We start from the raw sequence: 19,801 nt of genomic DNA on the forward strand, positions 1-19,801 counted from the left end.
GCAGTTCGAATGGATAAATACATTTACAACATCACTTTTCACGTCAGCAAGGCTGTGAGCAAAGAGGTCTTGGAATACATCAAGACTTCTCTCATCCCCATCTGGAACGGCTACTCTCATTGGGACACTCCTCGTCTCATGAGGGTACACACCCCACAAGAAGATGTAGAAGCCTTTGCCCTTCAATACGAAGTAAAGAGTATAGACAGGCTGAGCGAGTTCAATGAACATACGGATAAAGCTCTGCTTCTCCTTTTGGATGCCTATCCTCAAAAAGTGATGCCTTTTTCTGTTTTGATGCAAGAGGAGGTCTGGGATGCCTGAAACGAACAAAGAAAAGATCATCATAGGGATAGATCCCGGAACGGTTGTAATGGGCTACGGCATTCTTTCCGTAAAAAGGAGGAAAGCATCCGTTGTCGCACTTGGAGTACTGATGCTGAGCAAATACGAAAACCAGTATGTGCGTCTCCAAAAGATCTATGAAGGCGTCCTATCGCTCATAGATCGTTACCGCCCCGATGAGCTTTCCATTGAAGCGCCATTCTACGGACAGAATGTTCAGAGTATGTTAAAGTTGGGCAGAGCACAGGGTGTTGCCATTGCTGCATGTATGTCGAAGTCCATTCCGGTGCATGAATACGCTCCTTTACAGATAAAAAGAGCGATCACCGGGAATGGTTCTGCATCCAAAGAGCAGGTAGCAAAGCTCCTCCAGAGCATGCTAAACATTTCGGACGAACAGATGTTGCCCCAGCTCGATGCAACGGACGGACTGGCGGCTGCATACTGCCATTTTCTGAAACTCTCCAATCCACTCACGGTCACTAAAGGCAATTCCGACTGGAAAAGCTACATCAAAAACAATCCCGACAAAGTAAGAGGAGTATAAGAAACAGAAACAAATGACATCACAATACGACGTTATAATTATAGGCGCCGGCATCACAGGACTATCCGCAGGGAATAGTTTGGTAAATGCCGGCGTTTCCTTTACCATACTGGAAAAGGAAGAACGAGTGGGGGGACAGATAGAAACCCTCTCTCAAAACGGATTTACCTTCGAGACGGGCCCCAATACAGGAGCAATAGCCACACCCGAAGTGGCAGAGCTATTTGAAGATCTTATCGGAGAAGTAGATTTAGAGGTCGCCCATACCGGTGTTGCCAACAACCGTTGGATATGGAAAAAAGACAGGTTCCACCCCCTCCCTTCAGGACCTGTATCCGGTTTGCTCACTCCCCTCTTCTCGTTCAAAGATAAGCTTAGAATCTTAGGAGAACCTTTCCGAGCCGCAGGAAACAACCCCGATGAGACGCTTGCCTCCTTGGCAGAAAGAAGGCTGGGAAAATCGTTTGTACAGTATGCCGTAGAGCCATTTGTGGGTGGCGTATATGCGGGAGATGCCAAGACCCTCATCGTGAGGCACGCATTTCCCAAGTTATATAGGCTCGATGCCGAGCACGGAGGGTTCATCCGAGGCTCTATCAAGAAGATGCGCACGCCCAAAAGTGAAAGAGAGAAGAAAGCCACAAGAGAAGTATTTTCTGCCTTAGGCGGATTTCAGAACCTCATATCCGCACTGGAGAGCAAGCTCAACAGAAACGGAGAGATACAGACGGGAGTGGACATTCTGAATATAGCATTCGACAACACGCAAAAGATATGGAGCGTGGAGATTCGGGAGAGAGCATCGGGCATGGAGAAAACGCTCCGGTCAAAATCCATCCTCTCCACCGTACCGGCATATACCCTCCCCTCTCTCATGCCTTGGCTTTCGGATCCTCTCAAGAATGCCTTGCAAAATCTGGTCTATGCTCCTGTGATAGAGGTCTCTGTCGGGTTCGACCATTTTCCCGGACATATCAACACAAAAGCATTTGGCGGACTCATCCCTCCCGTTGAAAACAGAAAGATTTTGGGCATACTCTTTCCCTCATCCACCTTTACAGGACGCACACCGCATCCGGATAGTGCTCTTTTTACTATCTTTATGGGTGGAGTGCGCTTCGGAGAGCAGCTTCTGTCCCAGAGCAACGAGGAGATCACAGAGACTGCACTCGGTGAGCTTTACTGTATGCTTGGCATACCATCTTCGCTAAAGCCTTCTCTCCTCTATGTGTCGAAGCATCCCAAAGCCATTCCACAGTACACGCTGCACATGAATAACCTTCTCCCTTTGGTGAAGGAAGCAGAAGAAAACTTTCCGGGACTACTGTTGGCAGGAGGACTCCGAGATGGTATAGGTTTAGCAAACAGAATTACGCAAGGAAGAAGTATTGGAGACCGCTTAGGCGCGCAATACTCTAAAACAAAACAGACTCATGAGTAAAGATAAATCTAAAGTGGTGGCTATTGCCGATGTAGATACCGAACAGCAAGCCGTCCTGATGCAACAGCAGCTCGAAATGGCAGGCATCCGCTGTATGCTGAGCAACCTTCTGAGCACCACCATACTTGGCAAAAATCAGGGCAATGCCGTTATATCCGTCATGGTTCTGGAAGAAGATGTGGAGCAAGCAAGAGAAGTGCTCATCGAGAGTGGTTATGGACACGAGCTCTATCCCGTCGGAGGGGTTACTCTTGAGCATCTCTCTCCCGAACAGAAGAGAAGCAGAGTAAAGAATGCCCTGTTTTACATCCTCATTGCTCTCATCGGGGTGGTGTTGTATTGGATCTATGTCCTTACAGAAAAGCCTTAAGCCGAACAGCCGCTTGCACCAAAGATGAGACCCAAACGGAAGAAACTCAAACCTCTACACATAGCCGTAGCCATTGCACTATGGGTTGCGATGGTAGGCTATATCCTTATGTATACGAAGAAGATAGATGGTCCTATCGTATTGACGATATTGATGAGCGGAGCATTTATCGGGGTGGCTATCTACAACAACTCGAAGAAAAAATCCCCCTAAAGAGACCGCTTTCCAACCGATAATATAAAGCTAAAAAAGGTCAATCACCTCTGTTCATATTCCGATATGGGCAGAGGTGATTTTCAATACAAAATCAGAGGATTTTTTCTATAAATGGAGCGGCTTCGGTCGGGATGTTTTATATAAAAATGGAGCTGTGAATTTTCCCCTTTCAGGTGGCTCTTGCGCTTCTCTATTTTTGATGATCGGATCAATTATACACCTTAATCACATAGTTTTCAATCTATTAGTGAAAATCTCAAATTCGGAAAAAATTTTTTCTTCGTCCATTTGATGGGCTGTTTTCGAGTTAATTGGTGTAAAATTTAACGGCCATCTCTGTGAATAAATCCTAATGCGATTTTCTGCTCAAAAACGGCAAAAAAGAGAAGAAAACAGATAAAACACTAATTATCAACACTATAAGTAAAAATTCTAAACACGTTAATCGAATCCGGTAAACGTATTAAGTGAAATCGGTAAACGTGTTCATTGAAAAATTAAACACGTTAAGCCGAAAGAATATGCTGGTTTAGCGTTTTCGCTTAATAGCTATCGGAATTTCTGTTAATAAAACAGCCCGAATTTAACAATTCGGTCGTGCTCCGGAAACGACCCCTCCGATCAAAATAGAGAGCGAGAAAAAAGTGAGCATTTTTCGGGATGGAATATATAAAAATACCCTTTTCAAAAGGTTTTACAATAAGACCTATTTTTAAGCTTTCATAATGATTTAATGTTCTATTCCCGAGCAGAAATCATACCGAAAATGTGAATGATTATCACTATATTTGTGCGTTAAAGCCCTCAGATATTCAGAATGGGCTATCACGTAACAGAGAATATAAGAACAGACAATATTGCAATGGAAACAAATACGGTAGACGTACGTGCTCTGACAGAGCTTATAGAGAGAGAATCTTCATTTATCCAAGCCCTAAATAACGGGATGGGCAGAGTGATTGTAGGGCAACGCCACTTGAGAGAAAGCCTCCTGATAGGTCTGCTTGCAGATGGACACATTCTGCTGGAAGGTGTTCCCGGTCTGGCTAAAACGTTAGCCATAAAGACCCTCGCTTCTCTAATGAATGCAGATTACAGCCGTATTCAGTTCACTCCCGACCTTCTTCCTGCCGATGTTATCGGTACTCAGATATACAGCCAACGCAATGAGCAGTTCAGCGTAAAAAAGGGTCCGATATTCGCAAACCTTGTCCTTGCGGACGAGATCAACCGTGCTCCGGCAAAAGTTCAGAGTGCACTTCTGGAAGCGATGCAGGAAAAGCAGGTTACGATAGGCGAAGAGACATTCAAGCTACCCTCTCCATTCCTCGTGATGGCAACGCAAAACCCTATAGACCAAGAGGGTACTTATACTCTTCCGGAAGCGCAGAGCGACCGCTTTATGCTTAAAGTTACCGTAGGCTATCCGGACAAAGAGGAAGAAAAAGAGATTATCAAAAGCCAGATGTTGGCGGAACAAGAGAGCATCTCGCCGGTAGTATCCATTTCGGATATTGCTCATGCAAGAGATATTGTACACCAAGTCTATATGGACGAAAAGATTCGTCAGTACATCGTAGATATTGTACACGCCACCCGCTTCCCTGCTCAAGCAGGCATCAACACCCTTTCCAACATGATGGCCAACGGAGCTTCTCCTCGTGCCAGCATCAATATGGCGTTGGCTTCCCGTGCTTATGCCTTCATCAAGAGGAGAGGATTTGTCATTCCGGAAGATGTACGCGCAGTGTGTCATGATGTTCTTCGCCACCGTATAGCGCTCTCTTACGAAGCGGAAGCAAACAACCTCAAGACAGAAGAGGTGATCAACGAAATATTGGACAAAGTTCAAGTCCCTTAACCTCGCCGTTCTATCGGTTAGATTCCCATAGAAAACCAGAGATATGTCCGAACATATTCAATTGGAAGATCTCTTACGCCGTATCCATCGCATAGAGATAAAGACAAAAAGACTATCTAGCAACATCTTTGCGGGAGAGTATCATACCGCCTTCAAAGGACGCGGTATGGTCTTTAGCGAAGTACGAGAATACAGAGAAGGAGACGAGATAAGGGATATAGACTGGAACGTTACAGCCAGATACTCCAGACCGTTCGTCAAAGTGTTTGAAGAGGAGAGAGAGCTGACTCTGATGCTGATGGTGGATGTCTCCAACAGCGGACTCTTCGGAACCCATGGCAGAACAAAACGGGAGCTGATAGCCGAAGTGGCAGCAACATTGGCGTTCTCCTCCATACAAAACAATGATAAAGTGGGCGTGCTGTTCTTTTCGGACAGGATAGAGAAGTTTATCCCTCCCGGAAAAGGACGGAAACATGTCCTCCATATACTTAGTGAGATACTGACACTAAAGCCGGAAGGCAAAGGGACAAACATAGAGCACGCACTCTCTTACATCCGAAACATGATGAAGAAGCAGTGTTCCGTCTTTTTGCTGTCTGACCTCATAGATGAAAATCCTTACGAAACAGCCCTCTCTCTTATAGCAAGAAAGCATGACTTGCGAGTGATCAGGGTATATGACCGACACGAGGCGAATCTGCCCGATGTGGGTTTGGTTCGGGTGGAAGATGCGGAGACCGGAAAGATGAGAACGATAGACACATCCAACCGAAAGACCCGCGAAAGCTTTGCACGCAGATGGAAAGAGCAGACCATCGGTATAGAGACGATGCTCAACAAGTATGACATCGGACATGTAACCATGCTCACGGATGCAGACTATGTTCCGGGACTGCTACAACTGTTTGCAAAAAGATAACATAAAGCGATACGATGAACGTTTGCAAGACAAAAGATACTTTTAGACCCTGTACAAAACCGCTACTTATGCTTCTTGTACTGCTTCTCTTCTCTGTAAAAGCAGTAGCCCAAGAGCCTCTCCGTGGTACGGATAGCCGTGTGAGAGTGGTTACAAGTATAGATCCTGCCTCCATTTTGGTTGGAGAGCAGAGTGTGCTGACCATCAAAGTATATACACCCAAGGGTGCCAAAGTCAATATCAATCTGCCCGAAAATGCGCTTTTGAATGGTGTCGAGGTGCTCTCTGCCCCTGTTCTGAAAGACTCCTCAATGATCAGCGACGATATTGCAGAACGCATTTACACTGTTCCCGTTACGGCTTTCGACTCTGCCACTTACGAGGTAAAGCCTGTGGATGTGTTGGTGGACAACCAAGTCTATTCGCAAGAAGAGGCTCCCCTGCTTCAGGCTACAAACATTCCGGTAGATGTCAGCAAGCCGGATCAGTTCTTTGGCATAAAAGAGAATTGGAAAGTTCCTTTCGTGTGGAAAGACTATCTCTGGATTCTCTATCTGCTTGCAAGCTCTCTTCTATTCATTGCCGCAGTGGTTCTTCTGGTAATATACATTGCTCGAAAAAGAAAGACGGCAGTAGCTCTTCCTCCTGATATCCCCGTTACAGACCCTTATACAGAAGCGAAATCCACACTGGAAGAGCTGAGAAAAGCGGAGCTGTGGAGACAAGGTAGCGTAAAAGAGCACTACACGATACTCTCCGACACCATCAGACGCTACCTTGAAAGGACATTGGGACTATCCACAATGGATAAGACTTCTGCGGAGATCGTAGAGCAGATGTCCCTTCGCAAAGAGGTAAAGCACGAACATGTGGGAGAGCTTAGAGCATTGCTTTCCGAAGCAGATCTCGTGAAGTTTGCAAAGTATAAACCGAGCGAGTCCGAAAATATAGGATCTGTCAATGCCTCCAATAAGTTTATAGACGATCTACATGAGGAGCATAAGGCTTATATTGAAGAGCTAGCTCGTGCAGAGAAAGAAGATATGTCCAAAACAGAAAACAGATCTGAATCATGACCTTTGCACATCCTCTATACTTCATACTCCTGTTGGCTGTCCCGGCTCTCGTGGCTCTCTATATCTACAGAGAGCGTGTAAGACCCGCGACATTTACCCTCTCTTCTTTGCGTAATCTGAAGAAGATAAAGCCTGGACTAAGGGTATCTCTCCGCCATCTGCCGATGATCTGCCTGATGTTGGCTTATACCTCTGGTGTGATAGCACTGGCAAGACCCCGATTGTTCAACTCCAGCACGACCAGTAGTACCGAAGGGATCCATATCATGATGGCTATGGACATCTCTACAAGTATGTTGGCGGAAGACTTGCAACCCAACAGGTTTGAAGCGGCAAAAGAAGTCGCCGCACACTTTATCAATAACAGACCCAATGATAATATCGGTCTGGTGGCTTTTGCAGCCGAAAGTTATGTGCAGTGTCCCATGACTACGGATCATGCCACCCTGCTGAACCTGCTCAATGCTCTTGAAATGGGTATCATTGATGACGGTACTGCGATAGGAGATGGACTGGCAACGGCAGTGGGAAGGCTGAAAGACTTGGATGTGGAATCCAAAGTGGTGATCATGCTAACGGATGGAGCCAACAACAGGGGGGCTTTATCGCCAAGGACTGCAACGGAAATGGCAGAAGCTCTTGGGGTAAGAGTCTATACGATAGGCGTGGGCAGCAAAGGCACTGCTCCCTATCCGGTTCAGACAATGTTCGGTCTCCAATACCAAAATATTGAGGTAGATATAGATGAACCGGCACTTCGACACATTGCAGAAAACACCGGAGGAAAATACTTTAGAGCCACCGACAACGAGGAGCTTAAGGGTATATATGATGAGATAGACAAGCTGGAAAAAGTCAAAATCAAGGTCGACACCATAAAAGTACAGCGAGAGCTGTTTATGCCTTTCGTATTGGGTGCTTTGTTCTTCCTCGTATTTGCTCTACTGGGACGTATAACCATCTTTAGAGTAGTACCATAAACCATTTTAGAGATATGAGATTTTTACATCCCGAAATATTGTGGCTGCTTGTTCCGATAATAGTATTGGGACTCTTCTCTCTCTATCGCATCGTTACTCTGAGAAAGAATATCAAACGGTTTGGAGAGTATGAGTTGGTTCGTCGACTAATGCCGGATCTTTCTCTCAGAAGGCGAATGAACAAAGACTTTATGCTTCTTTCGGTGGCAACGCTCCTTGTTCTTGCAGCTGCTCGTCCTCAAATGGGAACCAAAGAAGAGACTATAGAAAAACGAGGCATAGAGGTAATGATCTGTTTGGACCTCTCCAACTCCATGCTCTCACAAGATGTTGCTCCGTCAAGACTCTCTATTGCAAAAAATATTGTTTCCAGATTAACGGATAAGTTGACTGAAGACAAGCTCGGACTAATCTTCTTTACCTCTTCGGCTTATGTTCAGCTTCCTATTACAAATGATATAGTCTCCGGGAAGATGTTTTTGCAACACGCTTCTCCGGAAATTATGCCAGATCAGGGAACAGACATAGCCAATGCTCTGAGACTCGCTTCTCGCAGTTTTTCTACATCCGAAGATGAAAAGATCGGACGCACGGTAATAGTAATCTCCGATGTAGAAGACCATTCTCAAAAAGCGGTGGATATGGCAAAAGAGCTGGCTCAGAAAGGAATTGCAGTCAATATCATTGGAGTGGGATCCGATAATGGTGGTCCGATTTCAATTCCGGGAGAAGGATATGTACAGGACGCAGAAGGGCAGATGGTAATAAGCAAGGTTAATGACGAACTGGGAAAAGAATTGGCATCAGCAGGAAACGGACTTTATGTTCGTGCAACAAATGTATCCGGAGCGGTATCTGTCTTGACAAAAGCTTTGGAAAAGATGCAAAAGGCAGACTTTAAACAGATAATCTACTCTACTTATGATGAAAAGTTTGCTTGGTTTCTTCTTCCGGCTCTTCTTCTTCTAATCGTGGAATCTATCTATCTCAACCGTAAGAATAGATGGATAAAAAGAGTGAATCTCTTCGATTCTGCAAAAAATGAGACTAAGAAATGAGAAAGATAATACTATACATATTTGCATCCACAGTACTGGTATTCGGCTTTTCCAACACAACTTTTGCTCAAAGAAAAGTGAGACAAGAGGTTAGAAAAGGGAATAAAGCCTTCCAAAAAGAGAGCTATAACGATGCGGAGATAGCTTATCGAAAAGCTCTCTCTATAGCTCCTACCGACTCCACTGCCATGTACAATCTGGCTGCTACCCTACTCCAAACAGAAAGAGGAGAGGAAGCTTTCGATCTGTATAAAAGGTTAACGGAAGTGGTAAAAAGAGGCAACAGTTCTGCCGATGTACACCACAATATAGGTGTAATGCTCATGGCGCAGAAAAAGTATGCAGAAGCAATAGAGCTTTACAAGGAAAGTCTAAGGGCAAGACCGACAGACAATGACACACGATACAATCTCATCCTAGCACAAAAGCTCTTGCAACAAGAGAATAAGGGCGGAGGAGAAAATCAGGATAAGAATCAGGAACAACAGGATAAGAAGGAGCAAAATCAGAATAAGGAGAAACCCAATGAGGATCAGCAGGAGAACGACAAGAAAGATCGCGCTCAAGAAAAACCCTCAGAGGCTCAGGAGAAGATGTCTAAAGATAATGCCGAAAAAATCCTGAAAGCTTTCCTTGAAGATGAGAAGAAAACTCAAGAGAAGGTAAACAAAGCTCAAAGTCAGCACGCAAACAGAAAGCGAGCAGATAAAAACTGGTAAGCATTTGACTCATGAACAGATATTATACCCGAATGCTACAATGGGGTCTTACCATTGTTCTTTTATTGACAACGACCATAGCTGTATCACAGAATGGAACTTCCGGTAAAAGCCTAAAGCTTTCCGTTGATGTCGAGTCCGCACCACGTGTTGGAGAGCCATTCAAAGTCTCTTTTACGATTGATGCAAAAGCAAGAGGAATAAAGTTGGGAAGCTTAGATCCTTCCTTGAAAATCATATTAGGTCCATCCATTGCATCGGGAGAGAGACAGGTTATATCCAATGGCAAAAGAGAGTCGTCCTCTTTCTCTTCGTTCTCATACATGATTATGGCAGAAAAAGAAGGGACATTTAAGATCCCGGCAGCCTCTGTCAAGGTCGGTTCTGCTACTTATAACTCGGCGGTTCAAACATTCAAAGTCTTTCCGGCAGATACTAAAAAAGGCTCGGAAACAACAGCTGCAGACGGATCGACAAAGCATATAGACTTGAATAAGGGAGTGTTTTTCAAGCTTATCTTATCCAAGACAACCATGTATGAACAAGAGGGTTTCCTTGCCTCTTTCAAGATATATTCCCTGTATGATTTCAGCTTTAACGATGTAAAGTTTCCGGAATTCGATGGTTTTCTTTCCCAATCTATCGAAAGTCCCGGACAGATTCAGCTCACGCCCGAACAGTGTAATGGACGACTTTATCTCACCGGTATCATAAAACAGTTCTTCCTAACTCCTCAAAGATCAGGGGAACTTATTATTCCGGTTGGGAAATTCGACTTGACCGTATCCGTTCCCGTCCAAAGAGCTCAAGATGATATGGATGCAATATTCGGGAATTATCTGGGATCTTATCAGAATATCGAGAAAACTTTTAGCTCTCAAGCAACACGAATAAAGGTCAAACCTCTTCCGATACCCGTTCCGGAAGGATTCAATGGAGCCATAGGACAGTTCAGCATGGACGCGTCCGCTCCTCTGTCTGTAATTAAATCGGGAGAAAGTTATAAGATTGTCGTAAAAGTTTCTGGGAAAGGCAACCTGAAGTTGATGGATATACCCAAACCTGTATTCCCTACAGACTTTGAAGTGTACGACCCTCAAGAAAATCAGGATATCACGATCTCCGAATCGGGTGCTTCGGGACAGAGAGAAGTCTCATACTTTGCCGTTCCTCGCTCTCAAGGCGATTATACCATACCGGCAATACGTTTGGTTTACTTCGATCCGGCTCAAGGTCAGTACAAGACAATCTCCTCCAAGCCTTTCAAGCTTCATGTCGATAAAGGGGATGGTACTCAGGTAGCATCTGTATCCAATTTCACACAGAACGAAGATGCTTCAGTACTCAGCACAGATATCCATTATATCAAGAAGTTACCTTCCAAAGCCCACGTATTACCCTCGCGAAACAGGGCGGGTTACATCCTCTCCTATATAGCCATATCCCTATTGACGATAGCGATATTCTTTATCCTCCGATCGAAGAACAACGAAAAGACAGACAATGTAGCTTATCGCAGTAAAAGAGCAGGCAGTGTAGCGAGAAAATGGCTAAAGCAAGCGGAAGAAAGTCTAAAGAGAGGAGATTCCGACGAATATTATGAGACACTGCTTAGAGGTATGGTAGATTACCTTGGAAGTAAGCTAAATATCCCCATGTCCACATGGAGCAAAGAGACTGCGGAGGAGAAACTTTTAAGTTTTGGAGCATCAAAAGAACTCCAACAAGAGACTGTCAGCCTGCTTTCTCAGCTTGAGTTCAGTCGCTATGCACAAGATCAGTCTATCTCTCAACGGGAAGAACTGTACAGACAGTGCGTTTCACTTATCGGACAAATTGAAGAAATAAAAAAGAGATGAAGCATACCTATATATTTCATGTTCGTTCAATACTGCTTGTGATCCTGCTCTGTCTTCCAACATTCGGAGCAAAGGCGCAGCAAGAAATGCTTATTGATGAAGCAAATACCGCATATTCACAGACCGACTTTGATAAAGCGATAGAGATTTATACCCAAATCATCGAATCCGAAGCAACGCCTACCGCAGAGTTGTATTACAATCTTGGTTGTGCTTATTTCAAGAGCGGAGATATTGGGAGAGCTATTCTGAACTTTGAGCGAACGCTAAGACTAAAACCCGGAGATAAGGATGCTCTGCACAATCTCAAGATTGCTCAAAGCCGCACATTGGACAAAATCGTGGACACGGAAACTCCTTTTGTGTACAAGATCCTTGACAGTATAGCTCTCTCGGCACAGATCTCCACGTGGATGATACTGGCTCTTCTCTTCTTTTTGGGAGTCTGCATCTTGGGGATCCTCTTCTTTTTCAAGAATGGTTCGCCTCTGCAAAAGAGACTGTTCTTTTACGGAGCAATTCTCTCCCTGGCTCTCACTCTTGTTTTTAACCTTCTTGCATGGCGAGCATCGGTGGTAATCTACGATGAAACCAAAGCCATCATCACGACAGAAGTGGTTACTCTCAAAAGTTCACCGGACAATGCTTCGGAAAATCTCTCCATCATTCACAACGGCATCAAGGTAACCCGACTTCAAGAGCTTAACGGCTACACGGAAGTTTCGCTTCCGGATGGCACAAGAGGCTGGCTGAAAAGCTCGGATATAGAACAGATATTACCTTCCAACCTTATACAAAGCAACTAAACACTCGGCTACAATGATAGAACAATTGGTTCCATTAGAACAGGATCTCTTTCTTTGGTTAAACAGTCTGCACACTCCATATTTGGATGGAGTGATGTACATGATATCCGATAAATTTCCATGGATTTTTATTGGTGTCGTCTATCTTTTTCTTGTGTGTTACAAACAAAATTACAAAGAGGTACTGCTGCTCATTTTGGCACTGTCTATGCTTATTCTCATAGGAGATCAGCTCTCTTCTCATATTATTAAGCCTTGGGTGGGACGTCTTCGCCCCTCTCATCATCCGCTGACGGCAGATCTGGTACACACAGTACTCGACTATCGAGGCGGTAGATATGGTTTTATCTCCGGGCATAGCACCAACTTTCTATCCTTTGCCTGCTTTACCGCACTGCTTTGGCGCAACCGTTTTTACAGCATCATAGCCATTCTTACCGGGCTTACCGTTGCCTATTCAAGGATCTATCTCGGCGTACACTTTATTACGGATGTCATTCCGGGCATAGCAGCCGGTGTTGCCATCGCATTTCTCGTTTATGCCATATACATCTTCCTGAGAAAACGAGTAATGAAGCTCTCCTCCCAAGAGGCAAAGATCCCCTACATTCAGCCGTCCGGCATGACCAAAGTATTCGGATATATGTTGCTGTTATTCTACATCGGGCTTTGGACAGTCTCTCCCATATTATTTCCCCTTTACTATTAGTATCATGCCATGAAACCTTATCTCAATCTGCTACAAGAGGTACTTGATACCGGAACTCGAAAAGAAGACAGAACCGGAACCGGCACTATCAGTTCCTTTGGACATCAGATGAAGTTTGATCTGAAAGAGGGATTTCCCCTTGTTACCACAAAGAAGCTGCACCTCAAGTCTATCATACACGAGCTGCTTTGGTTTATCAAAGGAGACACCAATGTAAAATATCTGCAAGACAATGATGTTCGCATCTGGAATGAGTGGGCTGATAAAAATGGAGATCTCGGACCAATCTATGGCAAGCAGTGGCGCAAATGGAGAGATTATAATGGTGGAGAGATAGACCAACTTGCAGAAGCCGTACGAGATATTAAAGAGAATCCTCAAAGCAGACGCATCATCGTATCATCTTGGAATGTTGCCGATCTTCCCGATATGAAGTTGCCTCCCTGCCATGCCTTCTTCCAGTTTTACGTTTCCGGCAACGAACTGAGCTTGCAGCTCTATCAACGGAGTGCAGATCTGTTCTTGGGTGTTCCTTTCAACATCGCCTCCTATGCACTTCTTCTCTGTATGGTCGCACAAGTTACGGGGCTGACACCTCACTACTTCGTACACACATTGGGAGATGCACACATCTATCTGAACCATTTGGAGCAGGTAAAGCTTCAGCTCTCCAGAGATCCTTATCCTCTTCCTACCCTTCGTCTCAATCCGGAAATAAAAGAGTTGGATCGGTTTACTTTTGAAGACATATCAATAGAACACTACATCTCACATCCCACAATAAAAGGAGACGTTGCAGTATGAAGAATGAACACTCCCCTCTCGTATCGATGATTGTAGCCATGGGGCTGAACAGAGAGATAGGACAACAAGGAGATATGCCTTGGGGACGCTCTCTCCGTGCCGACCTTGCCTTCTTCAAGCAGACAACGTTAGGGCATCCTATCATCATGGGACGAAAAACTTTTGAAAGTTTGCCCAATGGAGCATTACCCGGAAGAAGGAATATCATACTCACTCGCTCCAAAGATTATACAGCTCCATCTTGTGAGATAGTACACTCGATAGAAGAAGCAATATCTGTTTGCAAGGACGAAAAGGAGCTGTTCTTCATCGGAGGTGCAGACATATTCAAGCAAGCTTTTCCTCTGACCGATACACTGTACATCACAGAAGTGGATGCCACTTTCGACCAAGCAGATACTTTTATGCCCCCTCTATCGGACGAATGGAGGGAAGTATCTGCTGTTCATCATCCGAAAGACGATAAAAATCACTACAATATCACGTTCCGTAAATTCTTACGCAAGCAATAACTACACAACGGACTCATTACCCAAAATGGCACAACACACTACAAGACATTGGTGGAAGTCTATCATCTCTTTCCTGATGGTTCTTTTTACCATGCCGCTTGGTCATGCTCTCATGGCCATAATGGAACACCTGCTTGTTCCACCGTATCTGCACTATGCCTCTTTTTCTTTAGGGTTTGTCGGGCTTCTTATGGTAATCTTTGGAGTATTCGCAACCGGAGATACAAGACAAACTTTATGGGGCTTCTTTGGAGGACTACTCTTCTGGACCGGATGGGTAGAGTTCATATTCGTTTACTATGCCCAACGCTTTGGCGTACAAGCCGAGATCGTGGATGGAGAGGTGGTTACCAGACCCGAATACCTCATTCTTCCTGCCACTTTTGGGCTATGGGCCATGTTCATGGTGCTTTACCTGTTCAGCGTAAAGACGGGATGCAACTTCATCAATTGGTGGCAAAGAGTCCTTTTCAGAGGGAAGAAAAACGACATTGTTGTACGTCCCATGACCAGACATACCTCTATCGTAACCTTCATGGAGCTCAATATGATGCTCTGGTCATGCTATCTGCTGCTCATGTTCTGCTATGATGATCACTTTTTAGGAGAGTATCATCCCGTCACTTGGATCGTGTTTGCCGTATGTCTTATAGGCTCTCTATTCATGTTCAAAAAGCAGCTGAAGTTTGGATCCTGGGGTGCCAATATTCGCTTCTCGATAGCCACGGTCATCGTTTTTTGGACTGCCGTAGAAATTCTCGGACGGGTAGAGTTTTTCAAAGAATTTTGGACAGATCCATTCTCCCACCGCATGGAGATGATTCTTATCCTGCTACTCTTTGTTGGATTGGCGGTATATCTATGGATCAAGAGCGTAGCAAAAAAGAAAGAAACACTCCGGTCTCAAGAAGAGAGTAGCAGTTAGAACACTGCGCTCTCAATACCGAATCAAATAAGAAATGGTCTCGTCCCGATAACATTACAATAGTTATCGGGACGAGGCTTTTCTATAAAATGATGTTTAGAGGGCTAAAGCACATTCGGCTTCCATATTCTTGGACTTCACAGGTTTGGGATAAAACAAAAAACAGACAAGCGCATGGCTACCGATTTTTTGTGAGAATACTTTTTCCGAACCCTTATAAAAACTCCTCCGAACCCTTTCATATCTTTTCCTGAACAGATTAAGAAAAGGAGCGCAAGGCTTGATGATTACAAATCAAGTGTTGATTTGTACAAGTCGAACCATGAAAACAAGAGATCAAGCCGTGCTTTGAACTCTTGAATAGCTTCACGCTCTTTTCTTAATACGTTCAAATATTTTTCTGAATGGCTTCACTTTGAAAATTCTCTTCTTTTGAGACGAAAAGAGATAAAATGGAAGGAACGGAAACAGCCAATTACCGGATCATTCAGACTCCGATAATTGGCTGTTGAGATTATACAGACGAAGCCATTACGGCTTTCTATAAGCTGATATTAAGGAGTTACCTCTGCTTACTGCTCGCCATACCAAGAGGCATACATCTGATAGTTTGCAGCGATCTTCTTATTCATTTCGGTGGCTTGCTCTATTGCCACCTCTTTGATAAACTTAGCCGGCGAACCTGCATACAACGCTCCGGGAGGGATCTGAGTGCCACTAAGCACTACGCTGCCTGCGGCAACAATTGCTCCGGATCCGACCACGGCATGATCCATAACGATAGCTCCCATTCCGATAAGGGCACCCTCTTCGATGGTTGCTCCGTGAATGATTGCATTATGACCTATGGAGACGTTGTCTTTTATTATGCTCACAGATTTCTGGTAGAGCGTATGCACCACCGCGCCATCCTGGATATTGACATTGTTGCCTATTCTGATACTGTTTACATCACCGCGTAAAACAGTCCCGAACCATATACTGCATCCCTCTCCCATCTCTACATCTCCCACAACCACCGCATTGGTGGCAAGAAAACAACTCTCCGGAATCTTAGGGGTAAAGCCTCTGACGGTCTGTACTATTGCCATACTCTTCTATGTTTTACTCAAGCAGAGAGCGGAGCAGTCTTGGCTTTTAGCCATGCCGACTCTTCTGCGGTCAGTGAAGGACTAACCTCTGCATAAACCTGTGATTGGTAATCGTTGTACCACTTGATCTCTTCGAGAGTCATAAGAGATACATCTACCAGATTGTTGTCCAAGTAGCACATTGTGAGCGTATCGAACGCGTAGAATGAGCCAAACTCGGTCTCTTTGTATGGAACACAGAGGATAAGGTTCTCTATACGTATTCCGTACTCTCCTGCAATGTAGAGTCCCGGCTCGTTGCTGGTGAAGCAGCCAAGCTCAAGAAGGGCAGGATTTTCGTCCATACGGATATTTTGAGGGCCTTCATGAACGTTGAGGAAGTGTCCCACGCCGTGTCCCGTTCCGTGTCCGTAGTTTTGACACACATCCCATAGAGCTTTACGCGCCAAGATGTCCAGCTGCGAACCTCTTGTTCCTTGAGGGAAGATAGCTCTTGCGATAGCGATGTGCCCTTTCAGTACACGGGTATAGTCTGCTTTCTGACGAGCCGTAGGGTTGCCATCCAAAGAGACTGTTCGGGTAATATCCGTAGTTCCGTCGCGATACTGACCGCCGGAGTCCAGCAGCAAGATACCTTTCTTCTCTACTCTCTTACAGCTATCTTTCTGTGCGCTGTAATGCACAATGGCTCCATTGCCGTTATATCCGCAAATGGTGGAGAAGCTATCGCTCACATAAAGATCTCCCTGCGCTCTGAACTCTGCCAGCTTAACTCCAATTTCATATTCCGAAGGCGTTCCCCCTGCATTCAACACTTTTTCCAGCCAGATAAAGAAACGAGTGAGAGCTACCCCGTCTCGCTGCATCGCCTTACGGTATCCTTCCACTTCCACTGCGTTTTTGATCGCTTTCAGACGAGTGATGGCAGAGGTCTTTATCACTCTTGGTGTGTGCGCCGGGATGGATTTGAACAAAGCGTAATTCGTTCTTGCATTATCGAGCAGTACCACCTCTTCTGCCGTAAGACCGGTAACATCCTTGTAGATGTCATTGTATGTACGCACCATTACACCGGCTTCGGATAGAGAGGCTTGCAGTTCGGCAGGTATCTTACCCTCCATTGTATAGATGTACGCAGCCTTTGGTGTAACAAGACCGTAAGCTATACCCACCGGGTTGTAAAGCACATCAGTGCCTCTTACATTGAAAAGCCAGGCAATCTCATCAAGCATGGTGATAATACAAGAATTGGCTCCATCTGCAAGAAGAGTCTTTCTAAGCAGAGAAAGTTTATCTGCAACGGACATTCCTGCGTACTTTAGAGGCTGCTCGTAGAAAGGAAACATCGGGAGAGTGGCAGGCTCTTCGTGCAAAGGTGCTATAAGATCTTTATCCCACACGACCTCTATACCATAAGGAGCAAGAGCGTTTTGCGTACCCAATGCTTCTGCTGCCGACATGGATTTTCCGAAAAATCCCACTCTGCGGATAGTGGCTTTATGATCTCTGATATATTCAGGAATGGTTGGCGTAGCAGGCATTCCCATCTTGTAAAGCTCAATGGTGGTTCCTTTCAACTGCTCCGAGCCTTGCAAAAAGTAGCGAGAGTCTGTCCACAATCCTGCATGATCTGCGGTAACCATCACTGTTCCGGCAGAACCGTTAAAGGAAGAGATCCACTCTCTATCCTTCCAACATTGTGGGGGATATTCGCTCAAGTGATGATCCGAACTCGGAATGATGTAGGCATCTATTCCTTCCTTTTTCATGCTCTCTCTTAAACGAGAAAGTCTGTTTATAATGATTTGCTTGTCCATGTTTATTGAATTTATTTGGTATTTGTCTATCTGTGTGAGTCTCTAAGGAGATCATTGATGGTCTTTACCGGATTGAATGTTTCGGCAGGCACTTCCACAAATGCGGTGTTCCAGCCTGCCATTGCGCCATTCCAAAGTCCGGGAAGTTCGAGAGCCTTTAATCTCTCTCCACCTTTGCTCTTTTCCGCAATAAATCCGGTGTTTTCATCTATAAACGCAGTAAGGTCAAAGAATTTTCCCTGATAATCTTTTATGCTGCAAACTATATCTACGGGATTGAAGTGCGTACCCGATAAAAGAAGCTCTCGTCCCTCTTCTGTGGAAGTGTCTATCTGTGTTCCTTCCAAGATCTGAAGGGATGTGGTTCCATCCTCATGCTCGATAATATAAGGCCCGCCACCGGGTTCCCCCTCATTTTTTACCATTCCGCATATACGAATGGGACGGTTGAGTTTCTCGCGGATGATTCTTACCGCATCTTCCGGATGCAGTCCCTCAATATTTATATCCACCGAGAAGTAGCGATAAAGCAGATCTCTTGCCTGCTCGATGGTATCACGAGAGATGCGTCCTTTGGTCAAACTCTCCATCAGACGATAAACCTTGTTGCGAAGAAAGACCAGGAAGCCTCCCAATACTTTCTTATAAATCACCGTCTCACACTTATGATGATCGGGCACTACATTATCTATATTCTTGATAAAGATAATATCCGCATCTATTTCGTTCAGATTCTGAATGAGAGCACCGTGTCCACCCGGACGGAAAACGAGCCTACCCGTTTTTGGATCCCTTAAAGGCTGGTTGTTCATATCCACTGCAATGGTGTCCGTTTCCTTTTTCTGGATGCTGTATGAGATATTGTAGTTTACGGAATAGTGCTCCTCCATGAGAGTTTTCTTCTGATTCATCAGCTCATTGAACGGTGCTATATGTTCGGGAGAAAGAGTAAAATGCAGATGTACATCGCCTTGAAGATCCTTTGCATACATTGCTCCCTCTGCAAGATGCTCTTCTGCCGCTGTTCTGTTTCCATCCTTATACTTATGAAAAAGGAGAAGAGCCTTCGGAAGATTTCCGTAATTGAGCCCTTTTTCTTCTATCAGATAAGATATGACTTTACGATACTCTCCCTGTGCCAACATTCTTGTACAGGTCTTAAACTCGCTTTTCAGACAAACACTATTGAGTGCATCGAAAAATGCAAAGAGATGAATCTGATCCAGAACCGACTTCACAGAATCCGGTAACTCTTCCATGCTGCACTCTTGAGAGTTTGAAAGCACCTCGTACAGCTCTTTGAACATCCGGGATGCGGCTCCGGAAGCAGGAATGAACTTTATAATCTTCTTCCCGGAAGAAGATTGTGCCTTGCTCCACTCCTCTAAATACTTAACCTGTTCCTCTTTTGACAGTCGTGTAATGCCGTCTCCTACCGTGGCGGATCGTAATACCTTGAGATAAGGAAAGCCATTTGTAAGACGTTTGATCTGCTTCTCTATTTCTTTAAGAGAGAGTCCTTGCTCTTCGATCTGAAGCAAGTCTTCTTGCGTTAAGTAATCAGGGATTTGCATAGGTCGTTTCTACTGTTTTTACACTCCTACAAATATAGACAGAACCAAGAAGAAAACCTAATTATAAACCGGTTCTTAACAGAGCTTATCGGGCATTATCCTCTGCTTATTCTTACTTTACCAGAGAGCATAATGCAAAGAGACCGCTTGAGCATGATGCTCAGGCGGT

At 44.8% G+C, this 19,801-nt stretch carries 20 protein-coding genes; 17 read left to right on the forward strand and 3 right to left on the reverse strand.

Going from position 1 to position 19,801, the window contains the following annotated elements; translation table 11 throughout:
* Positions 1–9 precede the first annotated feature (9 nt).
* The 17 genes from HQ39_RS03620 (at position 10) to HQ39_RS03700 (ending at position 15,150) form a co-directional block, all read left to right on the forward strand.
* Positions 10–324 carry a DUF4286 family protein gene (locus HQ39_RS03620; RefSeq protein ID WP_036845993.1) on the forward strand — a complete coding sequence of 105 codons (315 nt, stop codon included), beginning with the start codon at positions 10–12 and terminating at the stop codon, positions 322–324.
* A complete protein-coding gene (gene ruvC, locus HQ39_RS03625) occupies positions 317–892 on the forward strand; it encodes a crossover junction endodeoxyribonuclease RuvC (protein ID WP_036863798.1) in 576 nt (191 codons plus the stop codon). Before HQ39_RS03620 ends, ruvC begins: the two co-directional genes overlap by 8 nt.
* A gap of 13 nt (positions 893–905) precedes the next feature.
* Complete coding sequence (gene hemG / locus HQ39_RS03630) at positions 906–2,333, forward strand: protoporphyrinogen oxidase (RefSeq protein WP_036863800.1); 1,428 nt, start codon at positions 906–908, stop codon at positions 2,331–2,333.
* Positions 2,326–2,703 (forward strand): putative signal transducing protein, encoded by a 378-nt coding sequence (locus tag HQ39_RS03635; protein WP_036863803.1) that lies wholly within the window; start codon positions 2,326–2,328, stop codon positions 2,701–2,703. Before hemG ends, HQ39_RS03635 begins: the two co-directional genes overlap by 8 nt.
* 24 nt (positions 2,704–2,727) lie before the next feature.
* The gene (locus HQ39_RS03640; RefSeq protein WP_036791914.1) at positions 2,728–2,916 is read left to right on the forward strand and encodes a hypothetical protein; all 189 of its coding nucleotides are present in this window, start codon (positions 2,728–2,730) and stop codon (positions 2,914–2,916) included.
* A gap of 865 nt (positions 2,917–3,781) precedes the next feature.
* Positions 3,782–4,780 carry an AAA family ATPase gene (locus HQ39_RS03645; RefSeq protein WP_036863905.1) on the forward strand — a complete coding sequence of 333 codons (999 nt, stop codon included), beginning with the start codon at positions 3,782–3,784 and terminating at the stop codon, positions 4,778–4,780.
* A gap of 55 nt (positions 4,781–4,835) precedes the next feature.
* Positions 4,836–5,702: a DUF58 domain-containing protein gene (locus HQ39_RS03650; RefSeq protein ID WP_036863907.1), complete on the forward strand. Its 867-nt coding sequence runs from the start codon at positions 4,836–4,838 to the stop codon at positions 5,700–5,702.
* A gap of 68 nt (positions 5,703–5,770) precedes the next feature.
* Positions 5,771–6,778, forward strand: coding sequence for a hypothetical protein (locus tag HQ39_RS03655; RefSeq protein WP_036863808.1), 1,008 nt, complete (start codon positions 5,771–5,773; stop codon positions 6,776–6,778).
* On the forward strand, positions 6,775–7,758 hold the full coding sequence (locus tag HQ39_RS03660) for a vWA domain-containing protein (protein ID WP_036791906.1): 984 nt from the start codon (positions 6,775–6,777) through the stop codon (positions 7,756–7,758). Before HQ39_RS03655 ends, HQ39_RS03660 begins: the two co-directional genes overlap by 4 nt.
* Positions 7,759–7,772: 14 nt before the next feature.
* Positions 7,773–8,816: a vWA domain-containing protein gene (locus HQ39_RS03665; protein WP_036863811.1), complete on the forward strand. Its 1,044-nt coding sequence runs from the start codon at positions 7,773–7,775 to the stop codon at positions 8,814–8,816.
* On the forward strand, positions 8,813–9,535 hold the full coding sequence (locus HQ39_RS03670; protein ID WP_036863814.1) for a tetratricopeptide repeat protein: 723 nt from the start codon (positions 8,813–8,815) through the stop codon (positions 9,533–9,535). The genes HQ39_RS03665 and HQ39_RS03670 overlap by 4 nt, the downstream gene beginning before the upstream one ends.
* An 11-nt stretch (positions 9,536–9,546) precedes the next feature.
* Positions 9,547–11,394: a BatD family protein gene (locus tag HQ39_RS03675; RefSeq protein ID WP_081965372.1), complete on the forward strand. Its 1,848-nt coding sequence runs from the start codon at positions 9,547–9,549 to the stop codon at positions 11,392–11,394.
* Positions 11,391–12,200 (forward strand): tetratricopeptide repeat protein, encoded by an 810-nt coding sequence (locus HQ39_RS03680; RefSeq protein WP_052079413.1) that lies wholly within the window; start codon positions 11,391–11,393, stop codon positions 12,198–12,200. The genes HQ39_RS03675 and HQ39_RS03680 overlap by 4 nt, the downstream gene beginning before the upstream one ends.
* Positions 12,201–12,213: 13 nt before the next feature.
* Positions 12,214–12,909 (forward strand): phosphatase PAP2 family protein, encoded by a 696-nt coding sequence (locus HQ39_RS03685; protein ID WP_036863818.1) that lies wholly within the window; start codon positions 12,214–12,216, stop codon positions 12,907–12,909.
* A gap of 9 nt (positions 12,910–12,918) precedes the next feature.
* Positions 12,919–13,713, forward strand: a complete 795-nt coding sequence (locus tag HQ39_RS03690) for a thymidylate synthase (protein ID WP_036863820.1) — start codon at positions 12,919–12,921, stop codon at positions 13,711–13,713.
* Complete coding sequence (locus HQ39_RS03695) at positions 13,710–14,225, forward strand: dihydrofolate reductase (protein WP_036863822.1); 516 nt, start codon at positions 13,710–13,712, stop codon at positions 14,223–14,225. The genes HQ39_RS03690 and HQ39_RS03695 overlap by 4 nt, the downstream gene beginning before the upstream one ends.
* 25 nt (positions 14,226–14,250) lie before the next feature.
* Entirely contained in the window at positions 14,251–15,150 is a 900-nt protein-coding gene (locus tag HQ39_RS03700; RefSeq protein ID WP_036863824.1) for a hypothetical protein, read from the forward strand.
* Between the two features lie 572 nt (positions 15,151–15,722).
* Here HQ39_RS03700 and HQ39_RS03705 read toward each other — a convergent pair.
* From HQ39_RS03705 to HQ39_RS03715, 3 genes are read right to left on the reverse strand one after another with little or no spacing between them, the layout of a single operon-like run.
* A complete protein-coding gene (locus HQ39_RS03705) occupies positions 15,723–16,241 on the reverse strand; it encodes a gamma carbonic anhydrase family protein (RefSeq protein ID WP_036791880.1) in 519 nt (172 codons plus the stop codon).
* 17 nt (positions 16,242–16,258) lie between these two features.
* Entirely contained in the window at positions 16,259–18,058 is a 1,800-nt protein-coding gene (locus HQ39_RS03710) for an aminopeptidase P family protein (RefSeq protein ID WP_036863826.1), read from the reverse strand.
* A gap of 26 nt (positions 18,059–18,084) precedes the next feature.
* Complete coding sequence (locus tag HQ39_RS03715) at positions 18,085–19,632, reverse strand: DUF4301 family protein (protein WP_036845931.1); 1,548 nt, start codon at positions 19,630–19,632, stop codon at positions 18,085–18,087.
* Between the last annotated feature and the right edge of the window lie 169 nt (positions 19,633–19,801).

Origin of the sequence: Porphyromonas sp. COT-108 OH2963, assembly GCF_000768895.1 — a bacterium.
GTDB lineage: Bacteria > Bacteroidota > Bacteroidia > Bacteroidales > Porphyromonadaceae > Porphyromonas_A > Porphyromonas_A canoris.